The sequence below is a fragment of the Pseudomonas sp. NCCP-436 genome, from assembly GCF_019656335.1.
In the GTDB taxonomy this organism is placed as follows: domain Bacteria; phylum Pseudomonadota; class Gammaproteobacteria; order Pseudomonadales; family Pseudomonadaceae; genus Aquipseudomonas.
In genome coordinates this window covers 113,770-133,357 of sequence record NZ_BPLZ01000008.1, presented here as the reverse complement: position 1 = coordinate 133,357, position 19,588 = coordinate 113,770, and the positions used below count along the sequence as shown (strand labels likewise).

At 62.3% G+C, this 19,588-nt stretch carries 17 protein-coding genes; 14 read left to right on the top strand and 3 right to left on the bottom strand.

Annotated features, from left to right (window positions below; genetic code table 11):
- The first annotated feature begins 108 nt into the window (after positions 1-108).
- The 11 genes from NCCP436_RS10795 (at position 109) to NCCP436_RS10745 (ending at position 14,457) form a co-directional block, all read left to right on the top strand.
- Entirely contained in the window at positions 109-2,901 is a 2,793-nt protein-coding gene (locus NCCP436_RS10795; RefSeq protein WP_220804003.1) for an LPS-assembly protein LptD, read from the top strand.
- On the top strand, positions 2,882-4,174 hold the full coding sequence (gene surA, locus NCCP436_RS10790; RefSeq protein ID WP_220804002.1) for a peptidylprolyl isomerase SurA: 1,293 nt from the start codon (positions 2,882-2,884) through the stop codon (positions 4,172-4,174). The genes NCCP436_RS10795 and surA overlap by 20 nt, the downstream gene beginning before the upstream one ends.
- 174 nt (positions 4,175-4,348) lie before the next feature.
- Positions 4,349-5,344, top strand: a complete 996-nt coding sequence (gene pdxA, locus NCCP436_RS10785; RefSeq protein ID WP_220804001.1) for a 4-hydroxythreonine-4-phosphate dehydrogenase PdxA — start codon at positions 4,349-4,351, stop codon at positions 5,342-5,344.
- A 104-nt stretch (positions 5,345-5,448) separates the two neighbouring features.
- A complete protein-coding gene (gene rsmA / locus NCCP436_RS10780; protein WP_220804000.1) occupies positions 5,449-6,258 on the top strand; it encodes a 16S rRNA (adenine(1518)-N(6)/adenine(1519)-N(6))-dimethyltransferase RsmA in 810 nt (269 codons plus the stop codon).
- 27 nt (positions 6,259-6,285) lie between these two features.
- Positions 6,286-6,666 (top strand): Co2+/Mg2+ efflux protein ApaG, encoded by a 381-nt coding sequence (gene apaG, locus NCCP436_RS10775; RefSeq protein WP_220803999.1) that lies wholly within the window; start codon positions 6,286-6,288, stop codon positions 6,664-6,666.
- Positions 6,666-7,484: a symmetrical bis(5'-nucleosyl)-tetraphosphatase gene (locus tag NCCP436_RS10770; protein ID WP_220803998.1), complete on the top strand. Its 819-nt coding sequence runs from the start codon at positions 6,666-6,668 to the stop codon at positions 7,482-7,484. Before apaG ends, NCCP436_RS10770 begins: the two co-directional genes overlap by 1 nt.
- A 40-nt stretch (positions 7,485-7,524) precedes the next feature.
- Positions 7,525-7,854: a thiosulfate sulfurtransferase GlpE gene (glpE, locus tag NCCP436_RS10765; RefSeq protein WP_220803997.1), complete on the top strand. Its 330-nt coding sequence runs from the start codon at positions 7,525-7,527 to the stop codon at positions 7,852-7,854.
- 279 nt (positions 7,855-8,133) lie between these two features.
- On the top strand, positions 8,134-10,056 hold the full coding sequence (locus NCCP436_RS10760) for a PrkA family serine protein kinase (protein WP_220803996.1): 1,923 nt from the start codon (positions 8,134-8,136) through the stop codon (positions 10,054-10,056).
- A 216-nt stretch (positions 10,057-10,272) separates the two neighbouring features.
- Complete coding sequence (locus NCCP436_RS10755; protein WP_220803995.1) at positions 10,273-11,544, top strand: YeaH/YhbH family protein; 1,272 nt, start codon at positions 10,273-10,275, stop codon at positions 11,542-11,544.
- A 16-nt stretch (positions 11,545-11,560) separates the two neighbouring features.
- A complete protein-coding gene (locus NCCP436_RS10750; protein WP_220804043.1) occupies positions 11,561-13,123 on the top strand; it encodes a SpoVR family protein in 1,563 nt (520 codons plus the stop codon).
- A gap of 74 nt (positions 13,124-13,197) precedes the next feature.
- The gene (locus tag NCCP436_RS10745; protein ID WP_220803994.1) at positions 13,198-14,457 is read left to right on the top strand and encodes a multifunctional CCA addition/repair protein; all 1,260 of its coding nucleotides are present in this window, start codon (positions 13,198-13,200) and stop codon (positions 14,455-14,457) included.
- Here the strand turns inward: NCCP436_RS10745 and folK are convergent.
- Positions 14,454-14,984 (bottom strand): 2-amino-4-hydroxy-6-hydroxymethyldihydropteridine diphosphokinase, encoded by a 531-nt coding sequence (folK, locus tag NCCP436_RS10740; protein ID WP_220803993.1) that lies wholly within the window; start codon positions 14,982-14,984, stop codon positions 14,454-14,456. The genes NCCP436_RS10745 and folK overlap by 4 nt on opposite strands.
- Positions 14,975-15,331 (bottom strand): dihydroneopterin aldolase, encoded by a 357-nt coding sequence (gene folB / locus NCCP436_RS10735; protein ID WP_220803992.1) that lies wholly within the window; start codon positions 15,329-15,331, stop codon positions 14,975-14,977. The genes folK and folB overlap by 10 nt, the downstream gene beginning before the upstream one ends.
- A gap of 74 nt (positions 15,332-15,405) precedes the next feature.
- Here folB and plsY point away from each other — a divergent pair, with 74 nt between their 5' ends.
- Positions 15,406-15,978 carry a glycerol-3-phosphate 1-O-acyltransferase PlsY gene (gene plsY / locus NCCP436_RS10730; RefSeq protein ID WP_220803991.1) on the top strand — a complete coding sequence of 191 codons (573 nt, stop codon included), beginning with the start codon at positions 15,406-15,408 and terminating at the stop codon, positions 15,976-15,978.
- On the opposite strand, the gene tsaD is transcribed toward plsY, so the two are convergent.
- Positions 15,971-16,996, bottom strand: coding sequence for a tRNA (adenosine(37)-N6)-threonylcarbamoyltransferase complex transferase subunit TsaD (gene tsaD, locus NCCP436_RS10725; RefSeq protein WP_220803990.1), 1,026 nt, complete (start codon positions 16,994-16,996; stop codon positions 15,971-15,973). The two genes, plsY and tsaD, sit on opposite strands and share 8 nt — an antisense overlap.
- A gap of 199 nt (positions 16,997-17,195) precedes the next feature.
- Here tsaD and rpsU point away from each other — a divergent pair, with 199 nt between their 5' ends.
- Both rpsU and dnaG read left to right on the top strand, forming a co-directional pair.
- A complete protein-coding gene (rpsU, locus tag NCCP436_RS10720; RefSeq protein ID WP_003290642.1) occupies positions 17,196-17,411 on the top strand; it encodes a 30S ribosomal protein S21 in 216 nt (71 codons plus the stop codon).
- Positions 17,412-17,556: 145 nt separating this feature from the next.
- Entirely contained in the window at positions 17,557-19,527 is a 1,971-nt protein-coding gene (dnaG, locus tag NCCP436_RS10715; protein WP_220803989.1) for a DNA primase, read from the top strand.
- The last annotated feature ends 61 nt before the right edge of the window (positions 19,528-19,588 follow it).

The following is a 19,588-nucleotide window of genomic DNA, read 5'->3' as shown; positions in this document are numbered from 1 at the left end:
GCGCTAGCCGTTCCGCGGGTCATGCTTTATTATCCAGCATCTTTTTCAGCCCATCGAGAGGCGTGCGGCCCCTGGGCCGGTAGCGCGCAGGAAGCCCGGACTAACAAGATGGCAGTAAAACACCCCGCGTTCCGCAAGAAATTCCCGCTGCTGGTAAGTGGCAGCCTCCTGGCCTTACAGCCTGCCCTCAGCCTACAAAGCCATGCTGCCGAGCAGTACGACTGCCAGGCCTCGGCCACTGGTGGCTGGGCCTGTACACCAAAATCAGCCGCCAGCGCCTTGCCTCCGCGCCCACAGCACAGCGCCGGCAGCATCAGCAGCCCCGTCGGCAGTGAGAAGGCGGTCGCCGAGAAGAAAGCCGAGCCGGTGCTGGTCACCGAGAGCAAGGGCCGCGCCCTGGCCTCGCGCAGCGCCGACTACAGCCATCTGGACTGGGTGCCACGCGAGCAGTTGACTCCTGCCCAACTGGCCGAAGCCGGCCCTTACTGCGCAGGTGCCTATATCGAGCCGCAACGTCCGGGCATGGGCGACACCACACCGCTGGACGAATCGCCGATGTTCGTCTCGGCCCGGGCCTCGCGCTACGAGCAGGATCAGCAGGTCGCCACCCTGGCAGGCGAAGTGGTACTGCGCCAGTCCGGCATGCAGGTCGAGGCCAATGAGGCCAAACTGCACCAAACCGAAAATCGTGGTGAACTGATCGGCAACGTGCGTCTGCGTGACCGCGGCATGCTGGTGGTCGGCGACCGCGCCGAGCTGCAGCTCGACAACGGCGAAGCCCGTATCGACAACGCCGAGTACGTCCTGCACCAGGCTCATGTCCGTGGCAGCGCGCTCTACGCCAAGCGCGAAGAAAGCTCCATCATTCGCCTCAAAGACGGGACCTACACCCGCTGCGAACCCGGTGACAATGCCTGGCACCTGAAGGGCAACAACGTCACCCTGAATCCGGAAACCGGCTTCGGTACCGCCACCAACGTGACGCTGCGGGTCAAGAACATTCCGGTGTTCTACACGCCGTACATCTACTTCCCGATCGATGACCGTCGCCAGTCCGGCTTCCTGCCGCCGAGCTTCAGCACCTCCAGCGATACCGGCTTCTCCCTGCAGACACCCTACTATTTCAACCTGGCGCCGAACTACGACGCCACCCTGTACCCAACCTACATGACCAAGCGCGGCCTGCTGATGGAAGGTGAGTTCCGTTACCTGACCGAAAGCAGCGAAGGTCAGGTTGGCGCCGCCTATCTCGACGACCGCGAGGACGAGCGCAAACTGCAGTCCGAGTACGAGGATCAGCGCTGGCTGTACAGCTGGCAGCACAAACAGGGTCTGAACTCGCGCCTGCTCGCTGAAGTCGACTACACCGACATCAGCGACCCGTACTATTTCCAGGATCTGAATAGTGATCTGGGCATCGAACGGCAGACCTACGTCAACCAGCGCGCCGCCCTCACCTACCGTGGCGACAGCTACCGCGCCCGCCTGAATCTGCACGCCTATGAGCTGGCCAATATCACGGATCTGACGCCCTACAATCGTCTGCCGCAGCTTACCCTGGACGGCAAGCTGCCGTTCAACCCGGGCGGCCTTGAGTTCAGTTACAAGACCGAGTACGTAAAATTCGACCGAAACCTGCGCTCAGGTAGCTTCATTAATAAAGAAGGCCAGCCGGAAGGTCTCTGGTATGACGCTCGTCTGAAAGGTCTCAACCGTGCCAATGGCGAACGCCTGCATATCGAGCCGGCCGTTGCCCTGCCGCTGGATTGGACCTGGGGCTATATCAAGCCGCAGCTCAAGTACTTCCAGACCCACTACGATCTGAGCCTGGACAGCACCGGCAAGAAAAATATCGCCGATGCGGCCAACGATCCGACCAACCAGTGGTACGGCGTCAACTACAAGGACTCGCAGAATCGTGGCGTTGGCCTATTCAGCGTCGACAGCGGGCTGTACTTCGACCGCAACACCCAACTGTTCGGCCAGCAGTTCCGCCAGACCCTGGAGCCGCGCGCCTTCTACCTCTACGTACCAGAGGAAGACCAGAGCGCCATTCCGGTGTTCGACACCCGCGAACCGTCCTTCAGCTATTCCTCTCTGTGGCGTGAAAACCGTTTCAGCGGCAAAGATCGCATCGGTGACGAGAACAAGCTGTCGCTGGGCGTGACCAGCCGCTGGATCGAGCCCAACGGCTTCGAACGCCAGCGCTTCAGCATTGGCCAGGCATTCTACTTCGAGGATCGCAAGGTACAGATGCCCGGCGTGCGCTACCGCGACCGCAAGGACGCCACGGCCGATGTCTCACCCTACGCACTGGAGTACCTGTACCGCTTCAATCGCGACTGGCGCTTCAGCTCCACCTTCAACTGGGACCCGGATCAGCATCGCACCCGCTCGGGCAGCGCCATGTTCCACTACCAGCCGGAGGACAATCCGAACAAGGTGGTCAACCTGGGTTATCGCTATCGCAACGACACGCTGCGCTACGACCGCGACAGTGGCGCCTGGACCACCAATCCAGACTATGGCACTCCAGGCAGCCCCAACTACATCAAGAACTACTACAAGGTCGACCAGCATGACTTTTCCGTCATCTGGCCGCTGGTTCCGCAGTGGAGCCTGATCTCGCGCTGGCAGTACGACTACGGCCGCAACCGCACTCTGGAGGCCTTCGGCGGCTTCGAGTACGACAGCTGCTGCTGGAAACTGCGTCTGATCAACCGCTACTGGATCGACTACGACGAGGTCAGCCTGAACCCGTCGCGCAACGATGAGGCAGATCGCGGCATCTTCCTGCAGATCGTCCTCAAAGGGCTCGGCGGCGTTGTCGGCAACAAGGTGGAATCTTTCCTCGACCAAGGCATTGAAGGTTACCGTGAACGTGAAGACCAAGCTTTCTGACTGCCTGCGCCCCCTGCTGCTGGGCGCAGCACTGCTGGCGGTGACGGCTCAGGCCCAAGTCCGCCCCCTGGATCGAGTCGTGGCCATCGTCGATAACGACGTAGTCATGCAGAGCCAGCTCGATGCCCGCCTGCGGGAGGTACAGCAGACCATCGACAAACGCGGCGGCAGCCTGCCTCCGGCCGACGTACTCAGCCAGCAGGTGCTTGAGCGCCTGATCGTGGAGAACATCCAGCTGCAGATGGGCGAACGCTCTGGCATTCGCATCAGCGAAGAAGAACTCAGCCAGGCCGTGGGCACCATCGCCCAGCGCAACGGCCTGAGCCTCGAGCAGTTCCGCGAAGCACTGGCCCGCGACGGCCTGTCCTATGCCGACGCCCGCGAGCAGATCCGCCGCGAGATGATCATCAGCCGCGTGCGCCAGCGCCGGGTAGCCGAGCGCATTCAGGTCACGGATCAGGAGGTGCAGAATTTCCTGGCCTCGGACCTGGGCAAAATGCAGCTGTCGGAAGAATTCCGTCTGGCCAACATCCTCATCCCAGTCTCCGAAGGTGCTTCCTCGGGTGAAATCCAGACCGCCGAGCGCCAGGCTCGTGAAATCTACGAGCAGCTGCGCCAGGGGGCAGACTTTGCCCAGTTGGCGATTGCCCGGTCGGCCAGCGAAACCGCACTGGAAGGTGGCGAGATGGGCTGGCGCAAGGCTGGTCAGTTGCCACCACCGTTCGACAATCTGGTAAGTGCTCTGGCCCCGGGTGAAGTCACCGAACCGGTTCGCACTCCCGGCGGCTTCATCATTCTCAAGCTGATCGAAAAACGCGGCGGCGACACCCTGGTACGCGATGAAGTGCATGTCCGCCACATCCTCCTCAAACCCAGCGAGATCCGCAGCGAGGAAGATACCCGCCGCCTGGTGGAGCGCCTGTACCAGCGCATTCAGGCTGGCGAGGACTTCGCCGAGCTGGCGCGCAACTTCTCCGAGGACCCGGGTTCTGCTCTCAATGGCGGCGACCTGAACTGGATCGACCCCAATTCTCTGGTACCGGAATTCCGCGATGTGATGAGCAATACCCCCAACGGCGAGCTGTCAAAACCGTTCAAAAGCCCCTATGGCTGGCACGTACTGCAGGTGCTGGGACGTCGCGCCACTGACAGCAGCTCCGAACTTCGCCAGCAGCAGGCGGCCAACCTGCTGCGCAACCGCAAGTATGAGGAAGAGTTGCAGACCTGGCTGCGCCAGATCCGCGACGAGGCTTACGTCGAAATCAAGCTTTAAGCCCGCAGTTTCCGCCCCGGGCCATCCCCGGACGGTACTCCGCGAAGCACGGCGCCCACCCACAAGGTCGGCGCCGTTTTTCTTTCCGCACCACTGCAGCGTCACGCACCTCCCTTGCTCGGCCAGCTCGCCGACAGCGTACACTGTGCACCCCGCCCTATCGCGAGACTGCCCATGCCCGCATCACGACTCTTTGCCCTGACACCAGGTGAACCTGCCGGTATCGGCCCGGATCTCTGCCTGCTGCTGGCGCGCCAGGCACAACCCGAGGCACTGGTGGCGATTGCCAGCCGCCCTCTGCTGGCCGAACGCGCAGCGCTGCTAGGCCTTCAGATCCACCTGATCGAGGTCGGCCCCGGCGCCTGGCCGGAGACTCCGGCAGACGCCGGTTGCCTCTACGTCTGGGATACGCCGCTGACAGAAGCAGCCGAACCGGGACGACTGAATCCGGCCAATGCCGGCTACGTGCTGCAGACCCTCGAACGTGCTGCCCGGGGCTGTCTGGACGACACTTTCGCCGGCATGATCACCGCCCCGGTGCACAAGGGTGTGATCAACGAGGGCGGCATCCCCTTCTCCGGCCATACCGAATTTCTTGCCGAGCTGACCGGCACCGAGCAGGTCGTGATGATGCTGGCAACCCGTGGCCTGCGCGTGGCACTTGTCACCACCCACCTGCCACTGAGCCAGGTGCCTGCGGCCATCACCGGCGAACGTCTTGAGCGTGTTACACGCATCCTTCATGAGGATCTGCGCGACAAATTCGGCATTGCCGAGCCGCGCATACTGGTTTGCGGTCTCAACCCTCATGCAGGCGAAGGCGGCCACCTCGGGCGCGAGGAGATGGAGATCATCGAACCGGCGCTGGCGCGCCTGCGTGATGCGGGGCTGAATCTGACCGGTCCACTGCCGGCCGATACCCTGTTCACCCCCAAACACCTGGATCAGGCCGATGCGGTGCTGGCCATGTATCACGATCAGGGCCTGCCGGTGCTGAAGTTCAAGGGATTCGGCGCTGCACTGAACGTGACCCTGGGGCTGCCGATAATCCGTACCTCGGTGGATCACGGCACGGCGCTGGATCTGGCAGGCAGTGGCCAGGTGGACACCGGCAGTCTGCAGGTAGCGCTGGAAACCGCCTACCAGATGGCAGCCAACCGAAGCGTCTGAACCACCTGCGTCCGGGTGCGCCTGCAGCGTGATTCGCTGGTAAACTGCACGACTTCCCTTTATATCCGCCTCGCGCCCATGCGAGGCGTTGCCCGGAGCAGCTCATGTCCGAGTACCAACACCGTGCGCGCAAGCGCTTCGGCCAGAACTTCCTGCACGATGCAGGAGTGATCGACCGCATACTGCGCGCCATCCGCGCCCGGGAAGGCGAACGCCTGCTGGAGATCGGTCCGGGCCAGGGCGCCCTGACAGAAGGGCTGTTGGCCAGCGGTGCAGCACTGGATGTGATTGAGCTTGACCTCGACCTCATCCCCATCCTCATGACCCGCTTCGGCGACAACCCCCGCTTTCGCCTGAACCAGGGCGATGCGCTGAAGTTCGACTTTGCCCGACTCGAGGCCGTGCCACGCAGCCTACGCGTGGTTGGCAACCTGCCCTACAACATCTCCACCCCACTGATCTTCCACCTGCTGGACAACGCCCCGCTGATCCGCGACATGCACTTCATGCTGCAGAAGGAAGTTGTCGAACGACTGGCTGCCGGCCCGGGCGGTGGTGACTGGGGACGGCTGTCGATCATGGTGCAGTACCACTGCCGGGTGGAACACCTGTTCAATGTCGGCCCTGGTGCCTTCAACCCGCCACCCAAGGTGGACTCGGCCATCGTGCGTCTGGTACCACACGAGACCCTGCCGCATCCGGCCAAGGATCACCGGCTGCTTGAGCGAGTGGTGCGCGAGGCCTTCAACCAGCGCCGCAAGACCCTGCGCAACACGCTCAGACAACTGCTGCCGGGCGAAGCCATCGAGGCTGCCGGCGTCGACGGCAGCCTGCGGCCGGAACAGCTGGATCTGGCGGCCTTCGTCCGCCTGGCAGATCAGCTGGCCCTGCACCTGCAAACTGCGCGGGACTGACCCGCCCTCACCAGTACGAGTTCTCGCATGTCCGACCCCCGCTACCAGATCCTCGTCAGCGTCACTCCGCAGTACCTGGCCGCGCAATCGCAGCCAGAGCAGAGTCGCTACGCCTTCGCCTATACCGTCAGCATCCTCAACAGCGGCGAGCTTTCAGCGCAGTTGCTGTCGCGTCACTGGATCATCACCGATGGCGACGGCCAGGTTCAGGAAGTCCGCGGTGCCGGGGTAATCGGTCAGCAACCACATATCGCTCCGGGGGAAAGCCACACCTACACCAGCGGTACGGTCATGACCACACCGGTAGGCATCATGCAGGGCAGCTATCAGATGCTGGCCGAGGACGGCACACGCTTCGAGGCGCCCATCGCGCCTTTCCGCCTTGCCGTGCCGGGAGCGCTGCACTAATGGCGGTCTATGCAGTAGGCGACCTGCAGGGCTGCCTCAGACCGCTCAAATGCCTGCTTGAGCAGGTGGCTTTCGATCCGAGTCACGATCAGCTCTGGCTGGTCGGCGATCTGGTCAATCGTGGCCCGCAGTCACTGGAGACACTGCGCTTTTTGTTCTCCATCCGCCACGCGGTAACGACCGTACTGGGCAATCACGACCTGCACCTGCTGGCCGTGGCCCACAACGCCGGGCGTCTGCGCAAGGGCGATACCCTGCGCGAGATTCTCGAGGCACCGGATCGTCCACAACTGATCGACTGGCTGCGCCGGCAAAAGCTGGTGCATCACGACGCCGAACGTCAGGTGACCCTGGTGCACGCCGGCATACCCCCGCAGTGGACGCTGGCCAAGGCATTGCGCCGGGCCGCCGAAGTGGAGCAGGTACTGCGTGACGACAGCCTACTGCCGCAGTTCCTCGACGGCATGTACGGCAACGAACCGGCGCGCTGGACCAGGGATCTGCAGGGCATCGAACGCCTGCGGGTCATCACCAATTACTTCACCCGCATGCGTTTTTGCACCGCCGACGGCACTCTGGATCTGAAGAGCAAGGAAGGCGCCGGTAGCGCCCCTCCCGGTTTTGCCCCCTGGTTCAGCCACCCGCAACGCCGGATGCGCGGCGAGAAGATCATTTTCGGCCACTGGGCGGCGCTCGAAGGCAACTGCAGCGAACCCGGTCTGTACGCCCTCGACACCGGCTGTGTCTGGGGGGGCGCGATGACGCTGCTGGATGTCGACAGCGGTGCCTACTACCGCTGTACCTGTCCCAAGGAGTAGAGGCGACAGCCTCTCCAACCATCAAGCAAAGAGCCCGAACATGAGCGACTTCAAGCGTATCTCCCCGCAACAGGCACAGGTGCTGCGCGCCAGCGGCGCAGTGGTCGTCGACATCCGCGACCCTCACAGCTTTGCCAATGGGCACATCATCGGCTCGCGGCATCTGGACAACCACTCGCTGCATGACTTCATCACTCATGCCGATCTCGATGCCCCACTGATCGTCTCCTGCTACCACGGCAATTCCAGCCAGGGCGCGGCGGCCTACCTGGCCGGCCAGGGCTTCTCCGAGGTCTACAGCCTGGATGGCGGCTTCGAACTCTGGCGCACGCTCTATCCACAGGATACAGAGCAGAGTCCCGAAGAATAATTTCCCTCCCTCGGCAGGCCGCGCCCGCCCTGGCCTGCCGCCTGTTGCCGGGCCCCGGTAACATCCGGACATCGTTGCCCGCCCCTTGACCTACGGCAGAACGAACTATTCTGTTACTCAGGCCATCCCACTCAAAGTAGAGCCGGCCAACCGGCATCGGGCCATCGGTTACGACCTTTAGGGTTTCTGGGGGATTTTCCCGACTTTTCTGGAGCCGGGGCAACCCGGCACCTGCCCACCGACCCCGAGCCGGCTTACAGCATCGAGCGAGGTGAAGTCATGAGCATTTTCAGCCACTTCCAGCAACGTTTCGAGGCGACCCGTCAGGAGGAATACTCCCTGCAGGAGTACCTCGAATTGTGCAAGCAGGATCGCAGCACCTACGCCAGCGCAGCCGAGCGCCTGCTGATGGCCATCGGCGAGCCGGAGCTGGTGGACACCTCCGCCGATCCCCGTCTGTCACGCATCTTTTCCAACAAGGTGATCCGCCGCTACCCGGCCTTCGCCGACTTCCACGGCATGGAAGAATGCATCGACCAGATCGTCGCCTACTTCCGCCATGCCGCCCAGGGCCTGGAAGAGAAGAAACAGATCCTCTACCTGCTCGGCCCGGTAGGCGGCGGCAAGTCCTCACTGGCCGAGAAGCTCAAGCAGCTGATGGAGAAGGTACCGTTCTATGCCATCAAGGGCTCGCCGGTATTCGAGTCACCGCTGGGGCTGTTCAACGCCGACGAGGACGGCACCATCCTCGAGGAGGACTACGGCATCCCGCGTCGCTACCTCAGTTCGATCATGTCGCCCTGGGCCACCAAGCGTCTGCAGGAGTTCGGTGGCGACATCAGCCAGTTCCGGGTAGTCAAGCTCTACCCCTCGGTTCTGAACCAGATCGCCGTAGCCAAGACCGAGCCGGGCGACGAGAACAACCAGGACATCTCCGCCCTGGTCGGCAAGGTGGATATCCGCAAGCTGGAGGAGTTTCCGCAGAACGACGCCGACGCCTACAGCTACTCCGGCGCGCTGTGCCGCGCCAACCAGGGGCTGATGGAGTTCGTCGAGATGTTCAAGGCGCCAATCAAGGTGCTTCACCCGCTGCTGACTGCCACCCAGGAGGGCAACTACAACAGCACCGAGGGTCTTGGCGCGATTCCCTTCAACGGCATCCTCCTTGCCCACTCCAACGAGTCGGAGTGGCACACCTTCCGCAACAACAAGAACAACGAGGCCTTCATCGACCGCATCTACATCGTCAAGGTACCCTACTGCCTGCGCGTAACGGATGAAGTGAAAATCTACGACAAGCTGCTGACCAACAGCTCGCTGTCACGTGCCCACTGCGCTCCGGACACCCTGCGCATGCTCGCCCAGTTTTCCGTGCTGTCGCGGCTGAAGGAGCCGGAAAACTCCAACATCTACTCGAAGATGCGCGTCTATGACGGCGAGAACCTCAAGGACACGGACCCCAAGGCCAAGTCGATCCAGGAATACCGCGACTCCGCCGGCGTCGACGAGGGCATGAACGGTCTGTCGACCCGCTTCGCCTTCAAGATTCTCTCCAAGGTTTTCAACTTCGATCCGCACGAGATTGCCGCCAACCCGGTACACCTGCTCTACGTGCTGGAGCAGCAGATCGAACAGGAGCAATTCCCCGCCGAGCTGCGCGAGCGCTATCTGCGCTACCTCAAGGAATACCTGGCGCCGCGCTATATCGAGTTCATCGGCAAGGAAATCCAGACCGCCTACCTGGAGTCCTATAGCGAATACGGCCAGAACATCTTCGACCGCTATGTGCTGTACGCCGATTTCTGGATCCAGGATCAGGAATACCGTGACCCGGAAACTGGCGAAATTCTCAACCGTGTAGCCCTCAACGAGGAACTGGAGAAGATCGAGAAACCCGCCGGCATCAGCAATCCCAAGGACTTCCGCAACGAGATCGTCAACTTCGTGCTGCGCGCACGCGCCAACAACAACGGCAAGAACCCCAGCTGGCTCAGCTACGAGAAACTGCGTGTGGTCATCGAGAAGAAGATGTTCTCCAACACCGAGGATCTGCTCCCGGTCATCAGCTTCAATGCCAAGGGCAGCAAGGAGGAACAGCAGAAACACAATGACTTTGTCAGGCGAATGGTCGAGCGGGGCTACACCGAGAAGCAGGTACGCCTGCTGTCGGAGTGGTACCTGCGGGTTCGCAAGTCGCAGTAGATCCTGCCCGGCGCTGAACGCACGCTGGGTCATTCGCTGCCTGCCCGTAACCATGGGCAGGCAAGAACCTGTTCAAAGTCTCGCGAGCTAGAGCCATGCAAGGCAAAAACAGACGAGGACGCGGAGTTTACGAGCTGTAAATGAGCAGTCCGAGCCTGTTTTTAACACAGCAGGGCCGACGCGCAGCAGAGTTTGAACGGGGCCGAAGGAGACGTCATGAGCTACGTGATCGACCGACGCCCAAATGGCAAAAACAAGAGCACGGTGAACCGCCAGCGCTTCCTGCGGCGTTACCGTGAACACATCAAGAAAGCCGTGGAGGAAGCCGTCAGCCGGCGCTCCATCACCGATATGGAACACGGCGAGCAGATCAGTATTCCCGGCCGCGACATCGACGAGCCGGTGCTGCATCACGGCCGCGGCGGCCGGCAGACCATCATTCACCCGGGCAACCGCGAGTTCACCGCCGGCGAACGCATCCCGCGTCCGCAGGGTGGTGGTGCCGGGCGCGGCAGTGGCAATGCCAGCAACAGCGGCGAAGGGATGGACGAGTTCGTCTTTCAGATCACCCAGGAAGAGTTTCTCGACTTCATGTTCGAGGATCTGGAGCTGCCCAACCTGGTCAAGCGCCACCTCACTGGCGCCGACACCTTCAAGACGGTACGCGCCGGCATCAGCAACGAAGGCAACCCGTCGCGCATCAATATCATCCGCACCCTGCGCTCGGCCCACGCCCGGCGCATCGCCCTGTCCGGCTCCAGTCGCGCCAAATTGCGCGAGGCCAAAACCGAGCTGGAGCGGCTCAGGCGCGAGGAGCCGGACAACTTCGCCGATATCCAGGCAACTCAGGAGGAAATCGAGCGGCTCAGCGCACGCATCCATCGAGTGCCCTTCCTAGACACCTTCGACCTCAAGTACAACCTGCTGGTCAAGCAGCCAAACCCCAGTTCCAAGGCAGTGATGTTCTGCCTGATGGACGTCTCCGGCTCCATGACCCAGTCCACCAAGGACATCGCCAAACGCTTCTTCATACTTCTGTACCTGTTTCTCAGGCGCAACTACGACAAGATCGAGGTGGTGTTCATCCGCCACCACACCAGTGCCAAGGAAGTGGACGAAGAGGAGTTCTTCTACTCCCGCGAGACAGGGGGCACCATCGTCTCCAGCGCCCTGAAGCTGATGCAGGAGATCATGGCTGAGCGCTATCCGGTCAATGAGTGGAACATATACGCCGCCCAGGCCTCCGACGGCGACAACTGGAACGACGACTCTCCACTGTGCAGGGACATCCTGGTCAATCAGATCATGCCCTTCGTGCAGTACTTCACCTACGTCGAGATCACCCCACGGGAACACCAGGCACTGTGGTACGAATACGAACAGGTGGCCGCAGCCTTCGCCGACAGCTTCGCGCAGCAGCAACTGGTCTCGGCAGCGGATATCTACCCGGTGTTCCGCGAACTGTTCCAGCGCCGCCTGTCTAGCTGAGGATCCGACCATGAGCATGACGCCCGCCAAGAAGCGCCAACCGCTGTCCACCGGTTCGGAATGGACGTTCGAGCTGATCCGCGCCTACGACCGCGAGATCGCCCGCCTGGCCGAGCGCTATGCGCTGGATACCTACCCGAACCAGATCGAGGTAATCACCGCCGAGCAGATGATGGATGCCTACGCCTCCGTCGGCATGCCGCTGGGCTATCACCACTGGTCATACGGCAAGCACTTTCTCGCCACTGAGAAAGGCTACAAGCGCGGGCAGATGGGCCTAGCCTACGAGATCGTGATCAACTCCGATCCGTGCATCGCCTATCTCATGGAGGAGAACACCATGTGCATGCAGGCCCTGGTGATCGCCCATGCCTGCTATGGCCACAACAGCTTCTTCAAGGGCAACTACCTGTTCCGTACCTGGACCGACGCCAGTTCCATCATCGACTATCTGGTGTTCGCCAAACAGTACATCATGCAGTGCGAGGAGCGTTACGGCATCGATGCGGTGGAGGAGCTGCTGGACTCCTGCCACGCCCTGATGAACTACGGTGTCGACCGCTACAAGCGGCCATATCCGATTTCCGCCGAAGAGGAGCGGCGACGCCAGAAGGAGCGCGAGGAGCACCTGCAGCGGCAGATCAACGACCTCTGGCGCACCATTCCCAGGCCCTCCGAAAAAGGCCACGAGCAGGACAACAAGCGCTGGCCCGCCGAACCCCAGGAAAACATCCTTTACTTTCTGGAGAAGCACGCGCCACTGCTCGAGCCCTGGCAGCGCGAGGTGATCCGCATCGTGCGCAAGATCGCCCAGTACTTCTATCCACAGCGCCAGACCCAGGTGATGAACGAAGGCTGGGCCACTTTCTGGCACTACACCCTGATGAACGACCTGTACGACGAAGGGCTGGTCACCGACGGTTTCATGATGGAATTCCTCCAGTCGCACACCAGCGTGGTCTACCAGCCGCCGTTCGACAGCCCCTACTACAGCGGCATCAACCCCTACGCCCTGGGCTTTGCCATGTACCGCGACATCCGCCGCATCTGCGAGTCGCCTACCGAGGAAGATCACCGCTGGTTCCCGGACATTGCCGGTAGCGACTGGCTGAGCACCCTCAAGTTCGCCATGAGCAGCTTCAAGGACGAGAGCTTCATTCTGCAGTTTCTCTCGCCCAAGGTAATCCGCGACCTCAAGCTGTTCAGCATCCTCGACGACGACCAGCAGGACGATCTGCTTGTGCCGGCTATCCATGACGAGTCCGGTTACCGCACCATCCGGGAACTGCTCGCAGCGCAATACAACCTGGGCAACCGCGAACCCAACGTGCAGATCTGGAGCATCGATCGCCGTGGTGATCGCTCGCTGACCCTGCGCCACCAGCAGCACGACCGCAAGCCATTGGGCGAATCCACCGGCGAGGTACTCAAGCACTTGCACCGTCTATGGGGCTTCGACATCCACCTGCAGGTTTGCCGCGGCGACCAGTTGATCAGCACTCAACACGTTCCGCCGCGTCCGTCTGCCGATGGCGGCGACGAGGCACTTCCTCCCGGCCGCTACCTGCCGCCCATCTGAGTCTCAACCGGCAAGAACTGCCAGCCCGGATCAGACGTTCTCCGGTATCCTCTGCACTTCGTGGAGGATCAGACATGCAAATCTACAAGGTCGGCGGTGCGGTACGTGATCGCCTGCTGGGGCGCAGCGTTAGCGAAGTGGACTGGGTGGTGGTGGGCGCCAGCGCCGGGCAGATGCTTGAGCTGGGCTACCGCCCGGTGGGTACCGACTTCCCGGTGTTCCTGCATCCGCAGAGCGGCGAGGAATATGCCCTGGCCCGTACCGAGCGCAAAAGTGGCCACGGCTACGGCGGCTTTACCTTCCATGCCAGCCCCGAGGTCACCCTGGAAGAGGACTTGCGGCGGCGAGACCTGACGGTCAACGCCATGGCCGAGGATGACGCCGGCAACCTGATCGACCCTTACGGCGGCCAGCGGGATCTTGAGGCGCGTATTCTTCGCCACGTTTCCCCGGCCTTTGCCGAAGACCCCCTGCGCGTACTGCGGGTGGCCCGCTTCGCCGCCCGCTACGCTCCACTAGGTTTTACCGTCGCAGCAGAAACCCTGGCACTGATGCGTCAACTGGCCGAATCCGGCGAACTGGCGCACCTCACCCCCGAGCGCAGCTGGAAGGAAATCTCCCGCGCGCTGATGGAGCCACGGCCGGATGTGTTTATCCGGGTTCTGCGCGACTGTGGCGCACTGGCCGCCCTGTTGCCGGAACTCGATGCACTGTTCGGCGTGCCACAGCCAGCCGCGCACCACCCGGAAATCGACAGCGGCATCCACGTACTGGCCGTGCTGCAGCAGTGCGCCGAACACGAGCAGCCGCTGAACGTGCGCTGGGCCTGCCTGCTGCATGACCTCGGCAAGGGGCTGACGCCTGCGGATCAGTGGCCCCGGCATATCGCCCACGAGCAACGCGGCGTGCCGCTGATCAAGGCGGTCAACGAACGCTGCAAGCCCCCCCGCGAGTGCGCCGAACTGGCTCTGCTGGTCGGGGAATTCCACACCCATGCTCACCGCGCGCTGGAACTGCGCCCGTCAACCCTGCTGGAGCTGCTGCAACGATTTGACGTGTTCCGCCGTCCGCAGCGCTTTGCCGAATTTGTTGCAGCCTGCGAGATGGACGCTCGCGGCCGACTCGGCCTTGAGCAGCGTGATTATCCACAGGCTGCCTATCTGCTTGGCGCAGCCGAGGCTACTCGCCAGGTGCCGGTCAGGCCCCTGCTGGAAAAAGGCTTCAAGGGTGCGGAACTCGGTGAGGCACTCAACCGCGAACGTCTGAAGGCACTCAAGATCTACCGCCAGGAGCTGTCGCAGGAGTCAATCGTGCCTTCGGGGCCGGGCCTCTAGGCGGAAGGGCGCAGCAACTCCTGCGGCGTCAGCTCAAGACCCCGCCACTGGAAGGCCACCGGCCACAGTTGCTGGTCGATCTGCGCACTGCGCCACAGCTCGGCGAAGGTTCGCCCGTCCACCGGATGAGGCAGCTCCGGTGCCAACAATGACAGCGGCCAAAGCACGAAGGCGTTCTTCAGGATTTCCGCACGCGGCAGCACCAGTCCGTTGAAATGTCCTACCGTCTCGCCATACAGCAGTACGTCGATGTCCAGCGGCAGCCCCTTGCGATCCGGTGCATAGCGGCCGTTGTCAGCCTCGATGAACTTCAACCGCCGATCCAGTTCCAGTAGCGGCAGATGTGTCTCGCCGACCACCACCAGATTGAAGAAATGGCTGCTGCGTATGCCCACCGCATGGCTCTCGAACACCGGCGAACACTGCATGTGCTCAAGGATTTGCGCCAGCGCCTCAAGGCCTGCCGTCAAATGGGCCTCCCGCTCGGTATTGCTGCCAAGACCGAGGTATACCCGAGTCAGAGACATCCGCGTTCGATCTCCACGCCGACTCCACCACGCGCCGCCGGCACCGCCCCCGGCTTGGTCAGTTTCAGGCGGATCCAGGGAATGTGAAACTCCTCCATCAGCGTCTGCACCAGTCGCTCGGCAAAGGTTTCCACCAGAATGAAATGCGACTCGGCGGCAAACGCCTGGATTCGCGAGGACACACTGGCATAGTCGAGCGCCTGCGCCAGGTCGTCCCGCGCAGCGGCCGGACGGTTGTCCCAGGCCATTTGCAAGTCGAGCACCAGACACTGGCGGATGTTCCGCTCCCAGTCATAGGCACCGATCACCGTGTCGACCTCAAGCCCCTCGATAAATACTCTGTCCACCACTGTCTCCGCGCCACGACAAGGGCGCAACACCTCGTTAGAATCGGGCTACCCCATGCCCTGGAATAACCGCCATGTTCTGGCTTCTGGCAATCCTCGCCTACCTGCTCGGTTCGCTGTCCTTTGCCATCCTGCTCAGCCGCCTTGCCGGCGGGCCGGATCCACGTACCAGCGGCTCGGGCAATCCCGGCGCTACCAATATGCTGCGGGTCGCTGGCCGCAAGCTGGCCGTAATGACCCTGCTTGGCGACCTGCTCAAGGGCCTGTTGCCAGTGCTGGCCACCAAACTGCTCGACTTCAGCCTGCAGCAGCAGGCCTGGATTGGACTGGCCGCTGTAGTCGGCCACCTCTACCCGCTGTACTTCCGCTTCCGTGGCGGCAAAGGCGTGGCCACTGCCGCCGGTATGCTGCTCGGACTCTACCCACCGGCCGCGCTGCTCGCCCTGGCCACCTGGGCATTGATCTTCCTGCTCACCCGCACCAGCTCACTGGCATCACTGATCGCCACACCGCTGACTCTGCCAATGCTGGCCTGGCAGCAGCCGGCAGCATTGCTGCCGGTCTGCATGCTCACCGGGCTGATTGTCTGGCGCCACCGTAACAACCTGCAGGATCTGCTGGCTGGCCGCGAGCGCCGCTTCAAATAGCAGGCAGCGACTCCATCGGCCAGCGCGCCTGCACCTTGATCGCCAGATCCTCATGCTGCCCGGCCAACAGACGCTGGCAGCCGGCATAGGCGATCATCGCACCGTTGTCGGTACAAAAGCGCGGCCGGGCGTAGAACACCTCACCATTCAGCTCGCCAAGCATGCGCTCCAACTGCTCACGCAGGGACTTGTTGGCACTCACCCCGCCAGCGATCACCAGGCTGTTCAGACCGGTCTGCTTCAGCGCTCGACGGCACTTGATGGTGAGAGTCTCGACCACCGCCTGCTGAAAGGCCAGAGCGATGTCGCAACGGGCCTGTTCGAGGTCGTCGCCGACCTCACGGCACTGCAGCCAGGTGTTGAGAGCGAAGGTCTTCAGCCCACTGAAGCTGAAGTCCAGGCCGGGCCGATCCGTCATCGGCCGCGGGAATACGAAGCGGCCAGCAGAGCCCTGCTCGGCCAGCCGGGCGATCTCGGGGCCTCCGGGATAGTTCAGCCCCATCAGCTTGGCGGTCTTGTCGAAAGCCTCACCGGCGGCATCGTCCAGCGATTCACCGAGCAACTGATAACGGCCGATGCCGTCGACCCGCACCAGTTGGGTATGACCACCGGACACCAGCAACGCAACGAAAGGGAACGTCGGTGGTTGTTCCTCCAGCATCGGCGCCAGCAGATGCCCTTCCATGTGATGCACGCCCACCGCCGGCACACCCCAGGCAAACGCCAGGGCCTGTGCGCAGGAGGCACCGACCAGCAGCGCGCCGACCAGGCCAGGGCCGGCGGTATAGGCCAGCGCATCGATATCGCCGGGCGTGCAGCAGGCCTCATCCAGCACCTGCCGGATCAGCGGCAGCATACGCTTGACGTGATCGCGCGAAGCAAGCTCCGGCACCACCCCGCCATACACACGATGCAGATCGATCTGGCTGAACAGCGCATCGGCCAGCAGGCCGCGTTCACTGTCATAGAGCGCGACGCCGGTTTCGTCGCAGGAAGTTTCCAGTCCCAGTACGAGCATGCAGCAGCCTTGGTTCACCAGCTAGAACAGAGGGGCGCATGATAAGCCCCCCCCAACCGCCCGGCCAGCGCTTTTCGACCAGGGGGCTTTGCATTCCTCGCCTCGACCGGGTAACATCCGCAACCCTTAAAAGTCGACGCAACCCGAGCCTTCTGCCGGGAACGCGTTCACCCCGGTAATTGATGAAGGTACGACCTGGATGCCAGCCGTCAAAGTTAAAGAGAACGAACCCTTCGACGTAGCCCTGCGTCGTTTCAAGCGCTCCTGCGAAAAAGCCGGTGTACTGGCTGAAGTTCGCAGCCGTGAATTCTACGAGAAGCCGACCGCTGAGCGTAAGCGCAAGGCTGCTGCCGCTGTGAAGCGTCACGCCAAGAAAGTTCAGCGCGAGCAACGCCGCAGCGTTCGTCTGTACTGATCCCGTACAGGCAGCGCCCAAATGCCCGGCTTTGGCCGGGCATTGCATTTCCGGAACTCCGCCTCGCCGCTCGGCGAGCAGGCGGAGTTTTCTGCATTTGCAACTTCTAGCCCTGCCCTTGCGCCGGGCGCTATGCTGAGCAGCTATGGCCGGCCTGATCCCGCAATCCTTCATTGATGACCTGCTCAACCGCACCGACATCGTCGATGTGGTAAGTTCGCGCATCCAACTGAAGAAAACCGGCAAGAACTACAGCGCCTGCTGCCCTTTCCACAAGGAAAAGACCCCCTCCTTCACCGTCAGTCCCGACAAGCAGTTCTACTACTGCTTCGGCTGCGGAGCCGGCGGCAACGCCCTCGGCTTCGTAATGGATTACGACCAACTGGAGTTCCCCCAGGCAATCGAGGAACTGGCCAAGCGCGCCGGCATGGAGGTACCCCGCGAGGAAAGCGGTCGCGGCCACAAACCACGACAACCGGTCGACTCGCCACTCTACCCGCTGCTCAACGCCGCCGCCGAGCACTACCGCCAGGCTCTGAGAAACCACCCGCAGCGCAAATACGCCGTAGACTATCTCAAGCGCCGCGGCCTGAGCGGGGAAATCGCTCGCGACTTCGGCCTCGGTTTCGCCCCGCCCGGCTGGGACAACCTGCTCAAGCAACTGGGTACCGACGCCCTGCAACAGAAAGTGATGATCGATGCCGGCCTGCTGATCGAAAACGCCGAGACCGGCAGGCGCTACGACCGCTTTCGCGACCGCATCATGTTCCCCATCCGCGACAGCCGCGGACGGGTGATCGCCTTCGGCGGACGAGTGCTAGGCGATGACAAACCCAAGTACCTCAACTCACCGGAAACCCCGGTATTCCACAAGGGTCAGGAACTCTACGGCCTATATGAGGCGCGCAAGTTCAACCGCGATCTCGACGAGATCATGGTGGTCGAGGGCTACATGGATGTCATCGCGCTAGCCCAACAGGGCCTACGCAACGCGGTGGCCACCCTCGGCACCGCCACCAGCGAGGAACATCTCAAGCGCCTGTTCCGCATCGTACCCAGCGTACTGTTTTGTTTCGACGGCGATGCCGCCGGCCGCAACGCCGCCTGGCGCGCCCTGGAGGCCACCCTGCCGAACCTTCAGGACGGCCGCCGCGCACGCTTTCTGTTTCTGCCTGAGGGCGAGGATCCGGACACACTGGTACGCGCCGAGGGCACCGATGCCTTTCGCGCCCGCATCAGCCAGCACGCCCAGCCGCTGGCCGACTACTTCTTTCAGCAGCTTTGCGAGGAGGCCGACCCAAGCTCGCTGGAAGGCAAGGCACACCTTGTCACCCTGGCTTCGCCACTGATCGAGAAGATTCCCGGAGCCAACCTGCGCGCCCTGATGCGCCAGCGCCTGAGCGAGATCACCGGCCTCTCCGGCGACGCCCTCAGGCAAATGAGCAACACCCCACGTACAGCCCCGGCAGGCAGCGGCGGCCCATCGACAGTTGGCTATCCAGACTATGGCGATATACCGGACAGCGCCTATTACGACCAGGCGGCACTGCCCGAGAGCTACGACCAACATCTCTCTGCACCCCATCCACGCCCAAGCGAAGACAACCAGGGAGGCTGGAAAAAAGCTGGTGGCAAATGGAATCGCAAGGGCAAGGGCGACTTCGCCCCACGTGTCCCGCGCACTGCGGTGAGCGTCGAATCACCGCATCTGATTGCCTTGCGCACCTTGCTGCACCATCCGCACCTGGCACAAAAGGTCGAAGATGTCAGTCATTTCGCCGACGAAGAAGACACTTACGCCCAACTGCTCGTAGCCCTGGTCGGCGCCCTGCAGAAAAGCCCGCAGTTGCGCTCGCTGCAACTGATAGCTCGCTGGCACGGCACCGAACAGGGCCGTCTACTGCAAGCTCTGGCGGAAAAGGAGTGGCTGATCAGCGGCGACAACCTTGAACAGCAGTTTTTCGACACCATTACTACACTTGTAAACAACCAATCGCAGAGGCAACGAGAGAAGGCGCTCCGCAGCGTCCTTCAGAAGAGCCCCGGCGAGCTTACCGAAGAGGAAAAGGCAATGCTCAGGGAGCACTACAGTCTAGCCTCTTCCCCGAGAGGCTAGTCCCCCGACTGGCGCCTAAATGCCAAACCGAGGTATAATCCTCGGCTTGTTTTCAGCCCGC